The 21,325-nt window shown below is 36.6% G+C and carries 21 protein-coding genes; 2 read left to right on the top strand and 19 right to left on the bottom strand.

From position 1 onward, the window contains the following. Positions 1-64: 64 nt before the first annotated feature. The 5 genes from trhO to IGJ24_RS02515 form a co-directional block, all read right to left on the bottom strand. Positions 65-1,015 (bottom strand): oxygen-dependent tRNA uridine(34) hydroxylase TrhO, encoded by a 951-nt coding sequence (gene trhO / locus IGJ24_RS02535; RefSeq protein ID WP_174125628.1) that lies wholly within the window; start codon positions 1,013-1,015, stop codon positions 65-67. Positions 1,016-1,081: 66 nt separating this feature from the next. Further along, the gene (locus IGJ24_RS02530; RefSeq protein WP_129194159.1) at positions 1,082-1,807 is read right to left on the bottom strand and encodes a DUF1003 domain-containing protein; all 726 of its coding nucleotides are present in this window, start codon (positions 1,805-1,807) and stop codon (positions 1,082-1,084) included. 99 nt (positions 1,808-1,906) lie between these two features. After that, positions 1,907-3,073, bottom strand: coding sequence for a serine hydrolase domain-containing protein (locus IGJ24_RS02525; protein ID WP_010774519.1), 1,167 nt, complete (start codon positions 3,071-3,073; stop codon positions 1,907-1,909). Positions 3,074-3,225: 152 nt separating this feature from the next. Then, on the bottom strand, positions 3,226-3,606 hold the full coding sequence (locus tag IGJ24_RS02520; RefSeq protein WP_002363195.1) for a VOC family protein: 381 nt from the start codon (positions 3,604-3,606) through the stop codon (positions 3,226-3,228). 132 nt (positions 3,607-3,738) lie between these two features. Next, positions 3,739-5,130 (bottom strand): L-cystine transporter, encoded by a 1,392-nt coding sequence (locus IGJ24_RS02515; protein ID WP_002355598.1) that lies wholly within the window; start codon positions 5,128-5,130, stop codon positions 3,739-3,741. A 297-nt stretch (positions 5,131-5,427) separates the two neighbouring features. Between IGJ24_RS02515 and IGJ24_RS02510 the strand changes: the two genes are divergently transcribed. Next, positions 5,428-5,763 carry a hypothetical protein gene (locus IGJ24_RS02510; RefSeq protein WP_010827167.1) on the top strand — a complete coding sequence of 112 codons (336 nt, stop codon included), beginning with the start codon at positions 5,428-5,430 and terminating at the stop codon, positions 5,761-5,763. Between the two features lie 46 nt (positions 5,764-5,809). On the opposite strand, the gene IGJ24_RS02505 is transcribed toward IGJ24_RS02510, so the two are convergent. The 9 genes from IGJ24_RS02505 to ptcA all read right to left on the bottom strand — a co-directional run bounded on the left by IGJ24_RS02505 (position 5,810) and on the right by ptcA (position 15,272). Further along, positions 5,810-6,196: a DUF1149 family protein gene (locus IGJ24_RS02505; protein ID WP_002358717.1), complete on the bottom strand. Its 387-nt coding sequence runs from the start codon at positions 6,194-6,196 to the stop codon at positions 5,810-5,812. Positions 6,197-6,307: 111 nt separating this feature from the next. After that, positions 6,308-6,739, bottom strand: a complete 432-nt coding sequence (locus IGJ24_RS02500; protein WP_289865799.1) for a hypothetical protein — start codon at positions 6,737-6,739, stop codon at positions 6,308-6,310. Between the two features lie 349 nt (positions 6,740-7,088). After that, positions 7,089-7,733, bottom strand: a complete 645-nt coding sequence (locus tag IGJ24_RS02495) for a deoxynucleoside kinase (protein WP_002355594.1) — start codon at positions 7,731-7,733, stop codon at positions 7,089-7,091. Between the two features lie 8 nt (positions 7,734-7,741). Next, complete coding sequence (pnuC, locus tag IGJ24_RS02490) at positions 7,742-8,440, bottom strand: nicotinamide riboside transporter PnuC (protein ID WP_002355593.1); 699 nt, start codon at positions 8,438-8,440, stop codon at positions 7,742-7,744. Between the two features lie 555 nt (positions 8,441-8,995). Next, positions 8,996-10,582 (bottom strand): amidase family protein, encoded by a 1,587-nt coding sequence (locus tag IGJ24_RS02485; RefSeq protein WP_129194157.1) that lies wholly within the window; start codon positions 10,580-10,582, stop codon positions 8,996-8,998. 196 nt (positions 10,583-10,778) lie between these two features. Further along, positions 10,779-11,708, bottom strand: coding sequence for a carbamate kinase (arcC, locus tag IGJ24_RS02480; RefSeq protein WP_289865798.1), 930 nt, complete (start codon positions 11,706-11,708; stop codon positions 10,779-10,781). Positions 11,709-11,719: 11 nt separating this feature from the next. Then, positions 11,720-12,817, bottom strand: a complete 1,098-nt coding sequence (gene aguA, locus IGJ24_RS02475) for an agmatine deiminase (RefSeq protein ID WP_002364800.1) — start codon at positions 12,815-12,817, stop codon at positions 11,720-11,722. Next, on the bottom strand, positions 12,810-14,186 hold the full coding sequence (locus tag IGJ24_RS02470) for an APC family permease (protein ID WP_289865796.1): 1,377 nt from the start codon (positions 14,184-14,186) through the stop codon (positions 12,810-12,812). The genes aguA and IGJ24_RS02470 overlap by 8 nt, the downstream gene beginning before the upstream one ends. 66 nt (positions 14,187-14,252) lie before the next feature. Continuing rightward, positions 14,253-15,272, bottom strand: coding sequence for a putrescine carbamoyltransferase (gene ptcA / locus IGJ24_RS02465; protein WP_002355587.1), 1,020 nt, complete (start codon positions 15,270-15,272; stop codon positions 14,253-14,255). A 397-nt stretch (positions 15,273-15,669) separates the two neighbouring features. On the opposite strand from ptcA, the gene IGJ24_RS02460 reads away from it, so the two are divergent. Next, positions 15,670-16,515: a helix-turn-helix domain-containing protein gene (locus IGJ24_RS02460; RefSeq protein ID WP_002419993.1), complete on the top strand. Its 846-nt coding sequence runs from the start codon at positions 15,670-15,672 to the stop codon at positions 16,513-16,515. Between the two features lie 74 nt (positions 16,516-16,589). Here IGJ24_RS02460 and IGJ24_RS02455 read toward each other — a convergent pair. The 5 genes from IGJ24_RS02455 to IGJ24_RS02435 all read right to left on the bottom strand — a co-directional run bounded on the left by IGJ24_RS02455 (position 16,590) and on the right by IGJ24_RS02435 (position 21,314). After that, a protein-coding gene (locus IGJ24_RS02455) for an IS3 family transposase (protein WP_438775350.1) occupies positions 16,590-17,983 on the bottom strand; the annotation gives its coding sequence in 2 pieces (ribosomal slippage) (positions 16,590-17,443 and positions 17,443-17,983; 1,395 coding nt in all). Positions 17,984-18,066: 83 nt separating this feature from the next. Beyond that, positions 18,067-18,384, bottom strand: coding sequence for a thioredoxin family protein (locus IGJ24_RS02450; protein ID WP_002355583.1), 318 nt, complete (start codon positions 18,382-18,384; stop codon positions 18,067-18,069). A 139-nt stretch (positions 18,385-18,523) separates the two neighbouring features. Beyond that, the gene (locus IGJ24_RS02445) at positions 18,524-18,652 is read right to left on the bottom strand and encodes a hypothetical protein (RefSeq protein WP_002355577.1); all 129 of its coding nucleotides are present in this window, start codon (positions 18,650-18,652) and stop codon (positions 18,524-18,526) included. Continuing rightward, entirely contained in the window at positions 18,653-20,026 is a 1,374-nt protein-coding gene (rlmD, locus tag IGJ24_RS02440; protein ID WP_010712012.1) for a 23S rRNA (uracil(1939)-C(5))-methyltransferase RlmD, read from the bottom strand. It lies immediately after the preceding gene. 199 nt (positions 20,027-20,225) lie between these two features. Then, on the bottom strand, positions 20,226-21,314 hold the full coding sequence (locus IGJ24_RS02435) for a diacylglycerol kinase (RefSeq protein ID WP_002355572.1): 1,089 nt from the start codon (positions 21,312-21,314) through the stop codon (positions 20,226-20,228). Positions 21,315-21,325: the final 11 nt, after the last annotated feature.

Raw genomic sequence — 21,325 nt, 5'->3', positions numbered from 1 at the left:
AAAATAAACAAAAAAACTTCAAAAAATAATTTTCGAAGTTTTTTTGTTTATTTTTTTATTATTTTTATACTTCTACCGCTTCTAACAAAGCCAAACGTTCAGCAACTTCTGCTTCTGTTAAATTATGTTTTTTTACATAACGATTGGCAGGATGCTGGCTACATTCTAATGAGCAGCCACCTAAATGTTTATGTTCATTTTCTTCTGAAGTTAAGATTTGACGATTACATTCTGGGTTTGCACAGTTAATGTAGCGTTCGCAAGGTGTTCCATCGAACCAGTCTTTCCCAATAACTTTTTTATCAACATGATTAATTTCGACACTGATTCGGTCATCAAAGACATACATTTTGCCGTCCCAAAGTTCGCCACGTGTTTCTGGATTTTTCCCATAATTGGCGATACCACCATGCAATTGAGCAACATCTTCAAATCCTTCTTTTAATAACCAGCCAGAAAATTTTTCACAGCGAATCCCGCCAGTACAATAGGTAACAATTTTTTTATCCATAAATTGTTCTTTGTTCTCGCAAATCCATTGTGGTAACTCACGGAAGCTACGGATATCTGGGCGCACGGCACCACGGAAATGTCCTAAATCATATTCATAATCGTTACGAGCATCGATTACAACAGTGTCTTCGTCTAATAAGGCTTCTTTAAATTCTGCAGGTTCCAAATATTTCCCCGTCGTTTCCAATGGATCAACGTCTTCTTCTAAGTTCAACGCCACTAATTCAGAACGTGGGCGAACAAACATTTTGCGGAACGCCATTTCTTCTGCTGGATCAATTTTAAAGAATGTATCCTTAAAGCGCTCATCTGCTTGCATTGCTTCCATGTACTTTTCTGTTTCTTCGACAGTCCCAGATAACGTTCCGTTAATCCCTTCTGTCGCTACTAAAATACGGCCTTTTAAATTTAATGATTTGCAAAAAGCTAGATGCTCTTTCGCAAAAACTTCTGGATCTTCAATTGTTGTATATTTGTAATATAGTAATACTTGGTATTTCATCTTGTTTTCCCCTTTTGTATAAAGTCATTCTATCCCATTATACGGTGAATAAAAAAGGGAAAGCGATTATTTTGCTTGTGTATTTACACACAATATAGAAGTAGCTCGTTGTTCTTGCAACTCACCTAAAAGTTCGATTTGAATATTTTGGATTTTTACCAAATTTTCTAGTTGATTATTGATAATATAATCCATTTTCTCATGTAATAAATTAATTTCTACTTCTGCTTTTAAGTTAATTTTATAATCATTATTCGCTTGTTCTCTATCACGGGCTTCTTGTCTGTTTTGACTCATCATAATAATCGGTGCTTGGATAGCTGCTAAACAAGATAAGGCAAGATTCAACAAAATATAAGGATATTTGTCAAATGGTTGTCCCAATAAAGTGGTAGAGTTAATCACGATCCAAGCAATCAACACGAAGCAAAAGAAGCCAATAAACACCCAGCTACCGCCAAATTTAGCAATGGTATCCGCTGCTCGTTGTCCAAAGGTTAATTTCTTTTCCATCTTTTCATTCATATTATTGGAAATCAGCTTATCTTCTTTGATGTGTTGAACCACTAATTCATTCAGTTGTTGGATTTTTTCAGAATCATTTGCGACCAATTGTTTCATGTAATCCAAACGATAATTAAGTAACTCCGCCAATGTAATCATCGATTCAGCTGTCAATTGTGGATTGTTTTGGAGAATAAAAGCTTGCGTTTCCTGTTCTATATCTTGAAGATAAATGTTTTTTTTCGTTGGTTCACCAATAACAACTTGTTTATTTTTTGATTGTTTCATCTTCGTCACTCCCTTTGATCGTTCTTCCCTTTATTTTAATATAAAGTCTCTCAGAAGAAACCTAAAAAGGCTTTGGGAGTAATCGTTGTTACTTCTGCTTTAAAATTTAACAGTTAAATTGGTTACATCATGGAACAACGAACCAATTAATTCTTTGTATTTCGCTGGATTCACACAATTAGTTAGCAATATGATCCCAGTTTTCATATCTTTTGAAAATAAAGCTAGGGCTTGTTGACCCGCTTCAACGCCGTGTAAACGTAAATAATTATCATGAACATAGATGCCGCCATGATAAGAGCTTTGCTGAGAAGACGTCCATAATTTTTGCAAAAGTGCGGTGGAAACTAAATGTCCACTCGTTAATTGATGTAAGTACCAATACAAATCACCTGTCGTCATATCCACATTACCAGTCCCAAATTCATGGGCAAAACTAGCTGCAGGAATTGAGAGCACTTGGTTATATGAATTATCTTCTGTCCATTTATAACTTGTTGAATTATTGGGCTGTTCCAATAAGGTTTCATAGAAGCCAAAATTCTTTAAACCAGCCGTTTTGTGATAAAAATTATTAAATAATTCTTGATAGGTACGTTGATACATTTTCTCTAACATTCCTGCTAAAAGGACAAAATTTACTGGGGAATAATTGTATTTTCCTTTATTGACTTGAATGGTATTTTGTTTAACAAATTGAATAATTTCTTCATCGGTAACGATATCATTAGGCATTGCTGATAACTTCAAACCGCTTGTCATATTCAACATATCGCTAATCGTAATGTCCTCAGCACCTTGTACTTGCGGATAAAACGTAGCGAGTTTTGTATCTAATGTAAGTTTACCTTCTTCAATCGCTTTTAAGATCAAGGTTGTGGTAAAAGATTTTTGAATTGAACCAATCTGAAACCTTGTGTTTGGCGTGTTGGCTTGTTGCTTTTCAAAATTGGCAAAGCCATATCCTTTATTTACTAAAACCTGATCATCTTTAATGATCAAAGCCGAACCAATATAATTTGTTTCTTGAATTTTTTGATCAAGTTCGCCACTATCTGGTGCAACTATTTCTTTCGTTAAATTCGCATAATTATCACTTCGGCGATCTTCTTCCAAGACCACTTTCGATTCTTGACTAACTTGTGAATCTCTAGTGAAAAAGAACGTTTTTATTAAATAACCACTACCACCAATCACCACCAACAAACATACTATAAAAAGCCAATTCACTCCTCCATGTCTTTTCTTTGCATGTCGTTTACGCATACCGCTTACCTCCGCCTATTCTATTAACAGCATTATCATACGCTATATTTTCATGAAAATTACAGATTTTAGTAAAATTTATAAAACTTTCAACTTTTATAAAAAACAGCTTGGCACCAGAATCTAGATTGATTCTGGTGCCAAGCTGTTTTTTATTTACTTTCTTGCCCCATCACAGCAAAGTAATTATCATCGTTATCTGCAAAATTAAAAACTAAGCCTGTTGGCAATTGAACCATTTCACCGACAGTAACGCCAGCCTCTTGCATTTTTTTATAGAGACCAATGATATCATCGCTAGCAAACATTAGAGAAGGGGTATTCCCCGCCACTTCTGGTGAATGTTTTTGAATAAAGGCCAAATCATATAAAACAATAATCGTCTCTGCTGATTCACTTGGCGCAATTTCTACCACCAATGTGCCGTCAACTTCCTCTCTTTCCTTTTCAACAAAGCCAAACGTTTGCCAAAATTGACTAGATTCCTCAACATTATTCACATATAACATAATCTTTACTTGGTTTGAAAACATTCCTTCACGTCCTTTTGAATTTAGTTAACAACTTATTATATACGTTCTTTTAAATAATTACTGCACTTTCGCTTAAAATCCAAAAAAAGTGTTTGAGCAAGACATTGCTCAAACACTTTTCGTTTTATTGATTTAGATATTTGCATCTAAGACAACGTCGCGATCATTTAAGACATCACGATCTAATTCATGAATACGAGCACTTGTTAACACGCCTGCAACCATACTATCGTTAACGTTAACAGCTGTCCGCGCCATGTCAATAAGTGGTTCAACCGAAATTACTAAACCAACAATTGCAACTGGCAAGTTCATTGCGCCTAAAACGATTAGAGAAGCAAAAGTTGCTCCGCCGCCGACACCGGCTACGCCAAATGAACTGATTGTGACAACTGCTACTAACATTAAAATAAATTGTAAACTAAAGACATCAATTCCAACAGTTGGTGCAACGATGGTTGCTAACATAGCTGGATAAACGCCGGCACAACCATTTTGTCCAATAGATAAACCGAAACTACCAGCAAAGTTTGCTGTGGCATCATCGACACCTAATGCTTTGGTTTGTGTTTCAATATTTAATGGTAAAGCTCCTGCACTTGAACGAGAAGTAAAAGCAAAGCTCAAGACTGGAAAAACTTTTTTTAGATACGTAACTGGATTGACTTTTAAAGTAATTAAAATCAGCATGTGAATGGCAAAAACAATGATTAAGGCCACATACGATGCCAACACAAATTTACCTAAGTTAATAATCGCAACAAAATCACTTGTTGCTACAACATTAATCATTAACGCTAACACGCCATAAGGGGTCAAGCGTAAAACTAAGGTAACAATTCGCATGGTAATTTTATATAAACTATCAATTAAATTTGCAAAAAATTCAGCTTCTTTTGGCGCTTTACGACGAACGCCTAAATAAGCGACACCAACAAACGCAGCAAAGATTACCACCCCAATGGTACTCATTGGTCGTGTTCCCGCAAAGTCAGCAAAGACATTTTTAGGAATGAATGAAACGATTTGTTGGGGAATCGTCAAATCTTGAATCGCATCTTGACGCGTCGCTAACTCGGCAATTCTTGACGTTTCTGCAGCACCTTGCGTGAATTTTGCCCCTTGAAGACCAAATGCTAAGGTTGTTCCAATCCCCACCAAGGCAGCTACTGCTGTTGTTCCTAGTAAGGTGGCTAACACATTAAAGCTAATTTTTCCTAATTTATTGGATTCTTTCATTTTTGTAAATGCACCTACAATAGATACAAATACTAACGGAATTACGAGCATTTGTAGAAACGCTACATAACCATTACCTACAATCCCGATCCATTCCATTGATTGCGTAGTAATTTTACTGTCTGTACCAAAAGCAAATTGAATAATTGCACCTAAAACAATCCCCACGCCCAATGCTGAAAAGACACGTGTTGAGAATTTTAAATGTTTCTTTTGCATTTGATAGAAACCGAATAACACAGCAATAAATGCAAGGATCACTAATACAGTGATGAATGTTGTCATTTTAGTTCCTCCCTATGTTTTTAATGACAAGTACATCAAAGGAAGTAAAGGTTCCCGGTACTCACTCTCCAGTAAATACCCTGAAAACAGCAGGCTGTTTCCAGTGATAGTTCTATTGTACCTTATTTTATAGCAAATAGTGGGATAATTTGCTTACTTTTTGATAGAAAATAACCGTTGTGATAGTTTAAAACTATCACCAAGCGTTGTTTTACTAGTCACTGTAAAAATAATTTGTTTTTTGTCCTCTTTCTTTTAAGCTGACGTGGTATACTTAGTTCTAGGAGGTGTAAGCGTATGCAAAAAATTTGTTGGATCCTTTCTGTCAACCGTGATGGAGCAACGTTATTTGTGGGAAGCCCTGCAAATGCGGGTCCTTGGCTCTTTTCAAATAAAGAGCAGCAAAACATCAAAGCCTTTTTTCAACCAACCTATGAAATTGACTTTATCAGTTATGATGTTCTTTCAGAGGAAGTACCAGAAGCTGCGTTCATTTTGTACAATGAAATGCTCGCTCCCTATCTTCCCGAAAAAATCACCAAAGTTGGACAGCCGATTGCTTATATGGATATCGCTACAAAAAATTATGAACAGTTTAAAAAGGCTTTGGTTGCTAAACCTTCACAAGAATAAAAACAGCGTTTGTAACGGAATCCGTTACAAACGCTGTTTTTAAAGTTTAAGCTTCTTCTGATTGTTGAAAATTCAATTGGACACCTGGACGATCCAGAGCAATTTCAGTTACTTCATAAGATAAACGTTCGACGATGCTAAATAAAGGACGTACAAGTTCATCGACTTCTTCTTGCGAAATATCTTCTTGTTTTTCAATTTTACGATCAATAATGTGATTAATTTGGCTAATCGCCCCTGATAAAACAAATTCGTCAAAGACAATTCGAAATTCTAAGCGAGCAACAAGTGCTGAGCTGTTTTCTGGATAATTTTCTTCTTCTACTTCAATTGGTGAAAAACTAACACGTAAATCTGTCTCTACTTCTGAATCAGGTACTCGCATATCATAATGATACGCTTCAACAATTTCTTGTTGGCGTTTAATTTCCATTGTTTTTCTCTCCTTTTTTAACAAGATATTCCCCTTTTAGAATATCCAATGGTTTCTTTTCTCAAGTATACCACAAGTCCGAAAGTTGCCTAGACCAAAAAACACAGAAGGTCAGACTTTTTTGATAAATTGATTTTGGCAGTTTGAACAAGTGACTTTGATTGTTCCTCGTCCTTTCGGCGCACGTAATGACTGCTGACATTTTGGACATTTAAAATAACGATATCCTTTCTGAGTCATATGTCGCTTGCGAAAAGCATGAACTTTTTGCATTAGGTGTTGTTTTCGAAGAATAAACCGTTGATTTTCATTCAATCGCGGGTGAATATGTTTTGAAAAAAAGCGATAATACACATAGGCAACTGTGATTAAAATCAATAATCGAACCCAAAGATAGCCAGTAAAAATATTGATGAGCGCCAGCACGACACTTGTTAGCAACAGCGTTCGATTCAATTCATCGAACCGGGCATAACGTCCGTGTAAAAATCGTTGCGCTTTTTTGCGCCAACGTAGAATGCGTTCAAACCAAATTTGGCTCATTTATCTTCCTTCTTTCGAGCATTATTTTTTGAATAAATGATTGATTTACAGAAACTTTCAATCAAAATTTACACTTACTAAGTCCAAATTTTGAACAACTGTTGGTTATTTTCGATGGTATACTTCTAGAGAAGTCAGGTCAACCGATGAATGACTTCGTTGATAATAGCTACCGCTATTTTATACAAACTTAAACTGTCGATGGATAGATTATCCGATTTTAACTTAGGGGAAGGTTAAAATCCGATTCTATAATTTAGCACTACACTCCTTTATTTAGTAGCAACTTTAGCCTATCTATCCACATTTTAAGTCAAAAAGAAGCAAGTCCGGACTTGCTTCTTTTTATTTATCTTTCTAATTCTTCAATTTTCTTCTCAATTAACGCCAAGACATATTGACACGCTTCAGGATCTTCGACAAAATCATATTTATCGCCATCAATTTGAATTTTAGGACTTTCATCATAGTCTTCATACCATTGATCATAACGCTCGTTCAACATTTGATAGTAATCATACAACGTTGGATCTGTCTCAATTTGTTCATAAGGACGGCCACGTTTTTTGATGCGTTCCAACATTTTGGGAAATGAAATACGAATGTGAACTAACAAATCAGGTCTTTTTTTATGCGCAGCATAAGGCAATTCTTGGAGCATGTTTTGTAATAAGTCATCGTACACTTTGACCTCTGTTTCGTTGGCACGACCTAAATCTGCATTTAAATGAAAAAGTAATGAATCTTCATAAATCGAGCGATCCAATACATTATTTTCATGCGTTAATGCTTGTTTAATACTATCAAAACGTTTATTTAAAAAATAAATTTGTAATAAAAACGCGTACTTTTCCGGTTCCGCATAAAATAAAGGTAATACCTCATTATCATCAACTGATTCGTAAAAGGCTTCTGAACCTAAACGGTTTGCAATTAAAGCTGTTAAACTAGATTTACCAGCGCCAATCGTACCTGCTAAAACAATCACTGCCATCGAACTCCCTACCTATTTTTTTCCATTTTATTTTTTATCTTCAACCAATTAAACATACCAAAAATTGAGTTAAAAGTATACATACAATACATAACAAATATCGCATAATCACCACCAGCGTGCGTCCCTGCTCGGAACCATAACAAAATTGAAAAAATATTTCCTAGTAGCCAAAACACGAATTGCGATTGATAACGTTTAATCATCAATAACATCCCTGTCGCTGAAACACTGAACGTGATTGCATCTAATGTTTGTTGCGCATCATTTACAAAACCTAACAAAATATATGCCGCTACGCCAATGAGCAGCCACGTGAAAAAGGCATACAACCACTGAATACCTTTTAAAACTTTTACTTCGGTTACTTGACCTGAGCCATCTTCGCTAGCCCGAAGCCAAGCATAAAGCCCTGTAATGTCCATAATAATATAGAAGCTTTGTAAAAGAACTTCCGCATATACCCGTGTCACTAACCCAAAATAGCCAATAATCACTGCACTGATTAACCCAAAAATGTAATTGCTGACTTTTCCTTGGGCAATTAAATTCACACAAATGATGCCGGCTAAACCACCTACTAACGTAATCCAATTCGATGGATTGATAGCAAATGCAATCAACTGTACCCCCACCATCAAAGCTAAAAACAAGTAACTTCTCGTTTCCCAACCTTTAAAATCATTCACCAAAAAATTCTTATTCACGACAAATTTCCGACCTTCCTAAAACCAAACTTTTATCTGTTGACGTCTCAATAAGAGTACTCCGTTTTAAAAAACAAGTCAATCAGATTTCGGAATAAAAAGAAGATTTTAATACTATATATTGATTAAAAAAATAAAAAGACACTACATATAGTTATTTTGTAAGCTTTCTGATATCCTTTATTGCCACAATATTTTCTTCATCTTGTTTTAATCTTCTATGTAGTCATGGATTTGTTTCCATCTAATGATTCCTGCGGCAGAACCCTTTACGACGGTAGCGCTTCAAATTAATGTTGCGAAAGCGGAAGCAACCGCACATATTTATGCTTCAAATACAGTCATCGTTCACTCTTTTTATTGAAATGCTTAAAAATTGATGGCCTTATTTCTCGAATCTGGCCACTTATTAACTTATTACATGAAAACATTCGCCTAAAAAAAGCAAAAAAAACGACTAACCTAAATAATCGACCTACAAACAATTCCTTTCATTTGTAGGTCGATTATCTTTATTAGGTTTGATACGGATGTTTCGCCATTCCTAGTTTCCCTTTACTGCTCATCTCTACTTATTTTTTTACTGTTTGCCAACAGCTCGTGGTCTGAAAGTACTATCCGTCCTTTGGTACTTTGTTCAAAGCTGTAAGCTTGCTCAAATAACGTTTGCTCTTTATTGGCAGTTTGTGTAAAAGTAAGCCCATAAGGTTGTCCTTCACTGTTTTTCGCCAAAGGAACCGTCAATTCAGGATATCCTGCCACGGCACTTAAACCCGTACCTTCAGAATCAATAAAAGAATATCCGTCTAATTGTTGTTTTTTTAGCAACGCATCAAACGTTTGCTGTGCTTTTTTAATGGTTGCTTGAATGACTTCTTTATCTGGTTGTTTCTTTTTAGCATCTGCTTCTAATAAATCTTGCCCATACTTGGCACGAACCTTTTTATCTTGTTGATTATACGCAATTAGTTCCTCCAGTGTTTTAAATGGTAAATCATAACGTTTCGCAAATTCTTCCAATGCAAACTTAAATTCATTGGAAATAACTTTCCCGCCATCAATCCCTTCCATATCTGGCGTTACCGGAATCACTTCTGCTCCAGCTTTTTGGAGGGCCTTTTTAGCAGCCGTAAATTCTTCTTCAGCACTTGGCATTTCTAGCAACCCAATGCGTTGACCTTGTAAGTTATTTTTAGTAAATTTCGTTGAATCAATCCTCGGAACCGTGTCTTTCTTAAACGCATTATAGCCTTGCGCAGCATCAACGACACTTCGGGCAATCGGGCCAACTGTATCTAATGACGGTGCCAATGGCAAAACACCTTCGCCACTTACTGAACTGTGGGTCGGTTTAAAACCAACCACTGATTGATGAGAAGCGGGGGAAACAATCGATCCCATCGTCTCAGTGCCTAAAGAGAAGGCGCCGATATTCATCGTCACACTAGCCGCACTCCCAGAACTTGAACCTGAAGGTGTTATTTTGAGCGGCCCATAAGGATTAAGTGTTTGTCCATGTTTGGAACTATAGCCACTTGGTGCTTTCATTGACATATAATTCGCTAGTTCAGATAAGTTTACTTTTCCTAAAATCAAAGTTTGCGCCTCTGTTAACTTCTTAACTACTTCCGCATCTTCCTTAGGCTTGAACGTGCGTAAAGCATAAGCTCCTGCACTCGAAATCATGTTGGTCGTATTTATATTTTCTTTCAAAGTCACAGGAATACCATACAAAGGCTTCTTCGGTGTTTGAGAGGCTTGCTGATCAAATGCCTTTGCTTCCTTAATTGCTTGCGGATTGATTTCAGAGATGCTGTTCATGCCATTATCTATTTGATCGAACTGTAAAATACGGTCCAAATAAAACGCCGTAAGTTCTTCATAGGTCAATGTTCCTTCGGCAATCGCTTGCTGTAATTCAGTGATATTTTTTTCAATAATCAACGGTGCTTTGGTACGAGCTTTTTGTACATCTGTTTCTTTTAATTGGTCTTCAATCGTTTTAACGATTCTCTCTTGATTGTACATTGCTGGGGTTTCTGCCTCAGGAGTGAACTTTTTGAGTATAAACCAATACGCTGCAGCGCCTATTATGACTAACAAAACAGCAATTATTCCGATTACTTTTAAAAATTTAGACATTTTTATCCTCCTATACCATTTAAAGATTATCTTACTATGTTTATTTTTGCATAACAACTAACAGTTTTGTTCGTTAAAAAGACAAAATAGAGAGTAGGACATCCGTCAAAACGACCGATGTCCTACTCTCTAACGATTAAGATAGTCCGCTAAATGCGTTTGTTTTAATCTTTTGTGAAAGTTAAATATTGAGAATTTATTGTGTAATTCGTGTACCACTTTCTCCTTTGATTGCTTCCGAAGCTAATTCTAAAAGCCCGATAATCGCCTGGCGGTTTGGTTTACTTTCTGCAAAACTGATGGCCGCTTCCACCTTGGGTAACATACTACCTGGCGCAAATTGATCTTCTTCTATATATTGTTGCATTGCCGTAACCGTAACATCGGTCAAAGCTTGTTGATTTGCTTGACCAAAGTTAACAAAAACATGTTCTACTGCAGTTAATACCACAAAAACATCTGCTTCAATGAGTTCAGCCATTTTTGCTGCCGCAAAATCTTTATCAATGACTGCATCTACACCATGATAGACTGGACCATCATAGGCAATAGGAACCCCGCCACCACCACAAGCAATTACGATCTGTCCTGCATCAACAAGTGTTCGCAAGCTAACTTTTTCGTAAATATCAACTGGTTTTGGTGAAGGAACTACCCGTCGCCAGCCTCGACCCGCATCTTCTTGATAGACGTTCCCAGTTTCCGCCATCAACTGTTTGGCTGTTTCTTCGTCATAATAACCACCAATTGGTTTTGTTGGTTTTGTAAACGCTGGGTCTTTTGGATCCACCACGACTTGTGTAATTAACGTAACAACTGGTTGTTCCCCTAAATTTCTGGCTACTAGTTCTTCATCAATTGCTTGTTGTAAATGATAGCCAATATAGCCTTGGCTCATTGCTGTGCATTCAGGAAATGGCACGACATCTTCTGAAGATTGACTCGTTTCCTCAAAAGCTAAGCGAATTTTGCCAACTTGTGGCCCGTTGCCATGAGCAATCACCACTTGATGGCCTTGTTCAATTAAATCAACAATGGATTTTGCAGCGGTTTGTGCTTTTGCCAATTGTTCTTTCGAAGAATTTCCTAACGCATTTCCACCTAATGCAATCACTATTTTTGACATCTGTTTCCCTCCTAGCGCTTTGGTTCTTGTTGTGTGATACAGTGAATATTGCCGCCCCCATAAACAACTTCTACCGTATTAACGCCGACAATTTTTTTATCTGGGAACATCGTTTGAACTTGCTCTAAAGCCAAACGATCATTTTCATCACCATACTGTGGCACAATCACGCCATCATTTGTAATTAAAAAGTTCATATAGGATGCGATACAAATATCGCCATCTTCTCGTGGCATGGTTCCTTCCACGAAATCAATTTTGAAGGAGCCTTTAATGGTTACATTTTTGACAGGACAGCATAATTTGTGGACTTTTAATTGGCGTCCTTTAGCATCAGTCATTTTAAGCAAACGTTGATACGCATCTTGTGCCGCTTCATAAAATGGGCTATTTTGATCTTCGGTGTAAATACAAGCCACTTCACCAGGTGCAATAAAACAAGCTACATCATCTACGTGACCATTGGTTTCTTCTGGGTCAATTCCATCACCTAGCCAAAGAACTTTTTCAACATTTAAATAGTCGCATAATTTTTGTTCGATTGCTTCTTTTGAAAGTTGTGGATTTCGACCTTCACTTAATAAGCACATTTCTGTAGTCAAGACTGTTCCTTGTCCATCTACGTGGAATGAACCGCCTTCTAAAACAAAATCATCTGTACGATAAGAATCTACATGCTCAATTTCACAAATTTTTTGTGCAACCAAATCGTCTTGGTCCCAAGGGAAATATAAACCATCTACTAATCCCCCCCAAGCATTGAATGTCCAATCCACACCACGGATTTCTCCATGGTCGTTAATGACAAATGATGGTCCACAATCACGGACCCACGCATCATTGTTTGACATTTCGTAAACCGTAATTTCTGGCGGCAATTGGCGACGGCAATTTTGAAATTGTTGTTGAGAAACCACCACATTCATCGGTGTAAATTGACTAATTGCTTTGGCCACATTAGTAAAAGCTTCTTGGACAGGTTTACCACCATCGCGCCAATTATCCGGTCTTTCTGGCCAAATCATCCAAACTTTCTCTTGTGGTTCAAATTCTCCTGGCATTCTAAAGCCATCTTGTTTAGGGGTACTTCCTACAATTCGTTTAGCCATTTTCTTTCGTTCCCTTCTTAATTTTTTTCACGTAAATAATTACTTCACCAAACAGAATAAAAATGATTGCCCCAATTGTAATTGGTAATTTTTCATTTAATGCTGCGGGACTAAAATCTAAAGGTACTGCTGTGAAAACCAGTGAAATAATAATCATAATCATTGGTAAAACCACTAAAACTTTTAAAAATCCTGGTTTTCCGTTAACTTTAAACGGACGTGGTGTATCGGGATCAATTTTTCTAAGCTTATAAAAAGCTGGGAAAACTGGGATATACGATAACAAGAATAGGACGACATTCAAGGAGAAAAAGGCCCAGAATAAATTTTGATTAGGTAAAATTGGTGCTAATACAATGACCACCGATGCCACAATGCCATTCATCAAAGCAGCCCCAATTGGCATGTCATTTTTCTTGCTACGTTTTTCAAAAAATTTAGGCATGTCACCATTTTCAGCAGCATAACAAGCTGTATTATTGACTCCTAATGACCAAGAAATCATGTTGCCGAACAACGTAAGAAGGAATAGGAAAGCCATCAACATAATGAACCAACCTTCTGTCGAGCCTGTCAATAGTTTAAAGCTATCCATCATACCACTGCCGGTACTAATTTGATCGGTGGGAATCGCTACCCCAATTCCAAAGGCTGAAAAAATATAAATGGCCGCAATGACTAACCCCGCTGCTACAATAGCTTGTGGAATTTGCTTCTTAGGATTTTCCATATCATCTGCAAACGTACAGATGACTTCAAACCCTAACAAATTAAAAATGATTACAGAAATAAAAGATAAACTCCTTAAGTCAAACGTTGGTAGCATTGATTTCAAGGTAAATTCGTTGGCAACACCTTTCGTCAAGGCTACATACAACCCTAGCCCACCAATTAAGACTGCTAAAACCATCTTGATTACGGCAGCTCCATTTAGAATCCAGATACTGTCGCTGACTGGATAAAAACTAATCCAAACCACAATCCAAGTAAAAATTAATTCAACAATAATCATCATCGGTGTTGAAAACTTAATACCTGTAATTGTCGTTAATAGTTCTGGCGTCATAACGGCTAATGAAGCTAGCCACAATGGATAATTAATCCAATAATACCAAGAAACTCTGGCACCCCAACGATGACCATATGCTTTGGTCACCCAATCATAGATGCCCCCTTCACCAATATAAGTTGTTCCTAATTCTGATGAAATTAACCCATATGGCAATAGGAATGCAATTAATAAGAAAATCCACCAAAAAAACTGAGAATTACCAATTGCAGCAACAGGCGCCGCTGCTTCAGCAACGAAAACCACACAGATGACTGATAAAATGGCACTCGTTAAACTAAATTTCTTTTTCCCCTCCATGAAGACTCTTCCTCTCTTTATAAACTGTCCACTGATTCATTTTTTCAATCAGTGGACAGTTGGCCGTTAAATGCTTTGAGTGTCTAAGAAAACTTCTAGTTCTTTTTTCGCTTCTGCTTGCTTGATTAAATCATAAGGATTTTTTGCTTCATAATCATTCATAAGATATACTAATAAGCCACGAATAGATGTTAAACGGTTTTCTGCTTCATCGAAACAAATAGAATTTTTACCGTCAATCACTTCATCAGTTACTTCTTCCCCACGTGTTGCTGGTAAACAGTGCATGAATTTACAATTGGCACCTGCCCGATCCATCATTTCTTGATTCACTTGATATTTTGGATAGAAAACCTTCATACGTTCTTCTTCAGATAATTCCGCTTCGTACAAGCCATACCAAACATCCGTGTACAAGAAATCAGCGCCTTCAACAGAACTTGCATCATCTGTGACCAAAAAGCTACCGCCTGAAACTTCACAATTTTTTGCTAATTTCGCTTGATGCTCTTCATTTAATTGGAAGCCTTCTGGACCGAAGTGAACAAAATTCATGCCCATTTTTGTTGTGATTAATCCTAAAGAAAAACAAACTTGTGTTGCATCTCCGACAAAGACAACTTTACAATCTTCTAATTTTTTGCCTTCTGGTAAATGCTCAACCATGGTACACAAATCACCTAATTCTTGGGTTGGATGATTGTAATCAGACATACCGTTAATGACTGGGATGGTAGCACAATTAGCTAAATCAACAATACTATGGTGACGTTCCACACGAGCCATCAAAATATCTACTAAACGTGACAATACGCGGCTGGTATCTTCAATCGTTTCATGTCCCCCTAATTGAATTTGACCAGGTGCTAAATATTCGCCATGTCCACCTAATTGTTCCATTGCAGTTTCAAAAGATACTCGTGTTCGAGTTGAAGATTGTTGGAAAATCATTCCTAAAGATTTGTTTTTTAACAGTTGCGGATAATACCCATTTTTAATCGCTTCTTTAATTTTTAATGATAAATCGACTAAGTAATGCATTTCCTCTTTCGTATATGTTTCTGTTGTAACGTAATCTCTTTTCATGATGTGTTCCTCCTAAAGTTGTTTTTGTTTACACATTGACTTTACCAAGTTTAGCGAAGAGTTTACTATCCGCCAAAAGTTAGAAAACGCTTTCTTTTTTGGCGTGATTTTTCAGTAAAAAAAGTTTATTTATGGTTATAAACCGTTGGTACACCAGGAGTTTATAAAAGTTTAGGCGGATTTCTCTCTAATTTCTGACCAATCATAGATTTGAAAATGGTATAATTATTTTGAAAAATCATTCACTTAAAATAAAAGATGAAAGGGGTTTCCAATCGTGACATTTGTTTTTATTTATAACATCTTGTTGATTATTTTATATTCGTTTACTTCAACCTTTACCTTAAATCTTTACTTGAAAAATAAACAACCGATTTTTTTATTGCTTCTCTTTTTAATGGTTATTTTTATTTGTGACAATGTGATTGTTTATATGACTGAGTTCATTAATTCGTTTGCAACCGAATATAATCAGACCTTTATGACCGCACCTTTTTTAAAGACCATTATTTTTATTTGTTGTAATTTTGCCTATCTGGCTATTATCAATACTATTAGTGGGCGTCCTTTTAAAAATTATCAATTTGTCTGGTTATTTTTAATTGGTTTATGGATGCTAGCTATTCCATTTTCACAAAATTCCGCCTTAAAAGTTTGGTTGTACTATTTACCCAATCAGTTATTTTTAATTTACCTTGGTTTCTATGCGCTCTATCAATTACGAATAGATCCTTTATCAGCCCTTGCAAAAAAATATCTTCGTTTTATTGGTTGGCTAAGCATTGGTTTCGGTGTGGCGATTCTTTTGGAAGATACCTTCGTTATTTTTAACATTGACCAATATTCTGATATTGTCTTTAAAATTAACAACCGAAACGTTTCTGAAGATATTTATACAATCATTCTCTCCATCGCCATTATCTACTTCTGTAATCGTGATTTTCCTCTGTCGGTTCTTGAAAAAGATGCTGCTAAATTGGAAGAAAATCAATCAGATGAACCCGTACTTTTGGCGCCTTTTTGTGATGCCTATCAATTAACGCAACGAGAACGAGAAGTGCTTTCGTTACTTTTAGAGTGCAAAACAAATCAAGATATAGCCAACGAACTATTCCTATCAATCGGGACAGTAAAAACACATATCCACAATATTTTCGTTAAATTAGAAGTAAACAAAAGAGCAGAAGTTTTTGTCAGTTATCAACTTTTTTCTCAACAACAAACTGAACATTTAGCGAGATAATTAAAAAGGAAGCCTCTTGTAGTGAGACCCGAAAGTTAGACCGAATACCGACTGGAGAAATCTGGTCGGTATTTTTATGCGACGAACCGTTTACGGAATTGAACGGGACTGCACCCTAGTTTTGTCTTTATTCGTTGATGATTATAATAATCAATCCATTCCTCAATTGCTTGTTCTAGTTCTTCGAAACTAGAATAAATAATGCCATGGTAGGTTTCTTGTTTTAGTAAACCAAAGAAATTCTCCATAGGAGAATTATCAAAACAATTGCCTTTTCGAGACATACTTTGAAAGATCTGGTGACTGGTTAATTGCTTTTTGTACTGCTTCATTTGGTACCCCCAACCTTGGTCAGAATGAAAAGTGCGCCGATATGGACAATCTTGCGTTTTATCAATGGCTTCTTTTTGTGCCTCAAGAATTGCTTTGGCATTCGGCTGTTTAGAAATACGGTAAGACAAGATTTCACCATTAAATAAATCAAGAAAAGGATCCAAATAGAGTTTTTTTATTTGAATCTTTCCACTTTGATCACGTTCATAATACTTAAATTCAGAGGTATCTGTTGTTAGCTTTTGATGGGGTACTGAAGTGTAGAAACGACGATGTAGACGGTTTTTTTCGCCATAGCCAACGGTTCCTTTGTAGGAATTATATTTTCTTGATTTACGAATAAATTTTGTCCCTTTTAGGCCAAGTTTACGCATAAGACGACGAATTTTTTTCTGGTTTACGTTCAATCCTTGTTCTTTTAAAGCTAATTGAATACGGCGATAGCCATAGTTTCCTTTGTTTTCGTCAAAAATTTTCTTAATCAGGGCTTCTAATTTTTGATTGGGATTTTTTCGCTCAAATCGCTTTTGCCAATACATATACGTCGCTTTAGGAAATTTGGTTGCTTCCAGTAAGATTGTTAATCGGAATTTTTTTCGGAGTTCGTGGATGATTCGGGCATCTCGTTCTTGAGTCGTTCCGGGATATTCATTCCTAAAGCGCGGAGCTTTTTTATGAAGGCTAGTTCCGCTCGCAATAGTTCATTTTCATGTTCTAATTCTTGTTCACGTGTTCGTGTTTTTTTCACCTGAACGGGTTTCTTTTTCTTTGACATAGAAGGTCTTCCTTTCTGTTTTGGTGAAAGCCCTTCTATGCCTGTTTCTAGAAATTTCTGGTGCCAAGCCAGGACTAAGGTATCGTTTGGCAGACCATATTTCAATGCGACAGTCAGATAAGAGTCACCACTCGTTAAATAATAGTGTATGACATCCCACTTGAATTTGGAAGAGTAATGTTGGTAATTTACTCTTCGATGAAGTGCGTTAAATCCAAATTTTTCGACTGTTTTAACCCATTTACGAACAGTCGAAAGTGAAGCAATATCAAATTGATTCGCAAGTGTTCGATAACCTCCTGCGCCATTTTGATAAGCTTCTACTACTTTTTTCTTGAATGCATAATCGTATTTTGCCAATTTAAATACGCCTCCAAAGTTAGATTTTTTGGTCTAACTTTGGGGGCGCACTACATCTCCGTGATCGGCGGCTTCCTTTTTGATTAACTATTTTCTTGTACTTGTCGAACTCGCTTTTCAATTTCTTGAAAGTTAATAATTTTAGCTTGGCGATGAATTTCTTTTCCTTCATAGTATAAGATAATGGTCGGTGCAGAAAAAGCATTTAATTGTCCAATTATTTCTGGACTTTTATCAGCTTCTGCAATGTATGTAGGAAATTCATATTTTGTTGCAATTTTTTCGACAATCGGTTTATCAACTGTACAAACACTACAATTTTTTGCTGTCAAAAAGACGGCTTGTAGACGATTGTCTGTAATTTTTTCTTCTAATTCTTCTAATGTTGTTACATATTCCACTGAATAGCCCTCCTTGTCTTTTGTCTAAAATAACAGATTTACTAGCAAAATAACAACTTATTTGTTTGGCTAGGAATGCTTTAACAAAAAAGTTGCCCCCCATTTCATTAATGGGAGACAACTTTTTACTGATAACCGCTTATTTATTAAAAATTTTAGGCCCTTTGCGCATGTTTTTACGATCATTTTTGGGAGTTTCCATTTTTTTAGAACGGCCACCACCTTGTTTCTTTTTAATTAATTCTAACATTTTTTCTTTTTCATTCATTTAATCCACCGCCTTTGTTAATAACGTGACAGATTCAATGTGGGTCGTTTGTGGGAAATTATCCACTGGTTGAATTTCTTTTGCTTCATAGCCACCTTCTGTTAATAATGCAATGTCGCGAGCGAGTGTGGCTGGATTACAGCTGACATAAACAATTCGTTCAGGTTGCGTTTCAATTAATGTGTTTACTAATTGACCGTCTAACCCTTTCCGTGGTGGATCCACCACCACAACATCTGGTTGCAAGCCATTTTCAACTAATTTTGGCAATAATTCTTCCGCTAAACCAGCCGTGAAAGTGGCATTCTCAATGTTGTTTAATTTAGCATTATTTTCTGCATCTTTGACCGCTTCTTCAATTACTTCAATACCGTAAACTTGCTTTGCATCTTGGGCTAAAGTTAAGCCAATCGTCCCAATCCCACAATAGGCATCCACCACAATTTCATTGCCTGTTAAAGCCGCATACTCTTTGACTTTTTGATACATCACTTCTGTTTGTTGTGGATTTACTTGATAAAATGAACGCGCGGAAATTTCAAATTTCAAATCAAAAATAGTATCTGTAATTTTTTCAGACCCATGTAATAAGATGGTTTCGTCGCCAAAAATGACATTGGTTCGTTTTGGATTTACATTTTGTACAATGCTGACTACTTCCGGAATAGCTTCCAAAATATCTGGCACAATTTTACTAATTGGGAATAATTTCGGTGTTCTCGTAATTAGAACAACCATCATCTCCCCAGTATGGTAGCCACGACGAACGACAATATGGCGTAAGTTCCCTGTATTATCAGATTCGTTATAAGGTTTTACGCTATATTTACGCATAATGTCACGGATTTTAACAATTGCTGTATCAATTTCTGGGTCTTGAATATAGAAATGTTCCATCGGAATTAAATCATGGCTATTTTTCCGGAAAAAACCTGTTTGTAGTTGGTTGTCAATTTTACGCACGGGAATTTGTGCTTTGTTCCGGTAATGCCACGGATCGTTCATCCCAATTGTTGGTAAAACAGGGACTTCTGGTAATTTAGCAACACGTTGCATAACATTTTCGACTTGTTGCGTTTTAAATGATAGTTGGGCGCCGTACGCTAAATGTTGCAACGGACTAATCCCTACTTTTGTAAAGTTTTCATCTTTCACGGGAACACGCTGTTCACTGCTTTTTAGGACAGTCAATACTTTCCCATAACCAAAACTTTTGCCTGTTTTTAAGACTTTGATTTCAAGTTTTTCACCTGGTAAGGCATTTTCAATAAACAATGGATAATGGTCCACTTTTGCCACGCCTAAACCTTCATGCGTCAAGTCAATGATTTCTACTTCAATGACGTCATTTTTCTTTACTGGATAATTTTTCATAAGTCGCTCCTTCTTTTTATACACTTCACTCATTCTAATGAAAATACCTAAGAAAAGCAACAACGAATTTTCATGGCGATTTAGCAATTTCGTTTGAGCTTTTTAGGTAAATAAAAGAATGAGACCCTTTCCCTTAGTCAAAAAATAGCCAATGAAAGATCTTATCAACTAAATCTTTCATTAGCTATTCACGGACTACCTAGTGCTTTTCTTTTTCGGCAATCTTTCCATCACCATCAATATCTTCGTCTGTTAGTCGTTCAACTTCTTTGACAAATTCTTTGCTGGCTTCATTATATGCTTCTTCCTCTTCGTCTTCTGACTCTACGACAATCTCATCGCTACCAGTTAAGACAGAACCCATAATCGCATTGGACGGCAGTGCATCACCATTTGCAAAAATTTCAATGTGTTGATGCATATTTTTAAAGGTCATTGGAGCATCGCCTCCATATTCACCATCTAAATTAATCATCATTTTATTGTTCTTTTCTAACGTTTCTGCATGTAAATAGCTGGTCTTTGTATAGATTAGTCGATGATCTTCAACATGTTTTCCACCATTTAACATTAACGCAACTAAATGAAGAATCTCAAAAATATTGGCTGTTTTTACAATGATTAATGAAAACTTACCATCATCTAATTTAGCGTCTGGTACGATTTGCTCGAAACCACCCACCGAGTTAGTCAGCCCTAGGAAAAACATTGATGCATTGCCTTCGTACACACCTTCATCATACGTCATGCGCATTTTAATCGGCTTCACTCGCGGCAACATTTCGGCTCCTTTGGCTAAGTACGCTAAATAACCAAAAATACTTTTCAACTCTGACGGAACCTCATAAGTCAGTTCCGTTAAATGACCACCCGCCGCAATATTGATAAAGTAATTTTTACCGGCTTGGCCAATATCCATTTTGACAGTTTGATTTTTTTTAATCACTTCTGCTGCCTTAACGATATTATCACGAGGAATCTTCAAGGCCCGTGCATAGTCATTCGTCGTTCCAGCAGGAATAATGGCCATTTTAGGGCGCCGCTTCAACGGAGCAATCCCATTCACGACTTCATTAATGGTCCCATCTCCACCTGCTGCTACTAGTAAATCAAATCCTGCACGCGCAGCACGATGTGCTTCATTGCGTGCTGAATTTTCTTCTGGTGTGGTCGCAAATGCACTGGCTTCATAACCACATTCTTCTAAAATAGATAAAATATCGGCTAAGTTCTTTTTGATTAACTCTTTTCCTGACGTTGGATTATAAATCACTCTAGCTTTTTTCATGGTTTGCCTGC

Origin of the sequence: Enterococcus sp. DIV0546, from assembly GCF_051712785.1 — a bacterium.
GTDB classification, from domain to species: Bacteria; Bacillota; Bacilli; order Lactobacillales; family Enterococcaceae; genus Enterococcus; species Enterococcus faecalis.
Note: the sequence above shows the minus strand (reverse complement) of the source record. Positions and strands in the feature narration are given on the sequence as shown.

Coding starts and splice junctions, on each gene's coding strand:
- IGJ24_RS02530 (WP_129194159.1), bottom strand. CDS start 1,807: ATGAAACAATCAAAAAATAAACAAGTTGTTATTGGTGAACCAACGAAA.
- aguA (WP_002364800.1), bottom strand. CDS start 12,817: ATGGCTAAACGAATTGTAGGAAGTACCCCTAAACAAGATGGCTTTAGA.
- IGJ24_RS02445 (WP_002355577.1), bottom strand. CDS start 18,652: ATGAATGAAAAAGAAAAAATGTTAGAATTAATTAAAAAGAAACAAGGT.
- IGJ24_RS02485 (WP_129194157.1), bottom strand. CDS start 10,582: ATGTCTAAATTTTTAAAAGTAATCGGAATAATTGCTGTTTTGTTAGTC.
- IGJ24_RS02505 (WP_002358717.1), bottom strand. CDS start 6,196: ATGGAAATTAAACGCCAACAAGAAATTGTTGAAGCGTATCATTATGAT.
- ptcA (WP_002355587.1), bottom strand. CDS start 15,272: ATGAAAAGAGATTACGTTACAACAGAAACATATACGAAAGAGGAAATG.
- IGJ24_RS02460 (WP_002419993.1), top strand. CDS start 15,670: ATGGTTATTTTTATTTGTGACAATGTGATTGTTTATATGACTGAGTTC.
- IGJ24_RS02515 (WP_002355598.1), bottom strand. CDS start 5,130: ATGACAACATTCATCACTGTATTAGTGATCCTTGCATTTATTGCTGTG.
- IGJ24_RS02525 (WP_010774519.1), bottom strand. CDS start 3,073: ATGCGTAAACGACATGCAAAGAAAAGACATGGAGGAGTGAATTGGCTT.
- IGJ24_RS02470 (WP_289865796.1), bottom strand. CDS start 14,186: ATGGAGGGGAAAAAGAAATTTAGTTTAACGAGTGCCATTTTATCAGTC.
- trhO (WP_174125628.1), bottom strand. CDS start 1,015: ATGAAATACCAAGTATTACTATATTACAAATATACAACAATTGAAGAT.
- IGJ24_RS02500 (WP_289865799.1), bottom strand. CDS start 6,739: ATGAGCCAAATTTGGTTTGAACGCATTCTACGTTGGCGCAAAAAAGCG.
- IGJ24_RS02520 (WP_002363195.1), bottom strand. CDS start 3,606: ATGTTTTCAAACCAAGTAAAGATTATGTTATATGTGAATAATGTTGAG.
- IGJ24_RS02510 (WP_010827167.1), top strand. CDS start 5,428: ATGCAAAAAATTTGTTGGATCCTTTCTGTCAACCGTGATGGAGCAACG.
- rlmD (WP_010712012.1), bottom strand. CDS start 20,026: ATGAAAAATTATCCAGTAAAGAAAAATGACGTCATTGAAGTAGAAATC.
- IGJ24_RS02495 (WP_002355594.1), bottom strand. CDS start 7,733: ATGGCAGTGATTGTTTTAGCAGGTACGATTGGCGCTGGTAAATCTAGT.
- arcC (WP_289865798.1), bottom strand. CDS start 11,708: ATGTCAAAAATAGTGATTGCATTAGGTGGAAATGCGTTAGGAAATTCT.
- IGJ24_RS02435 (WP_002355572.1), bottom strand. CDS start 21,314: ATGAAAAAAGCTAGAGTGATTTATAATCCAACGTCAGGAAAAGAGTTA.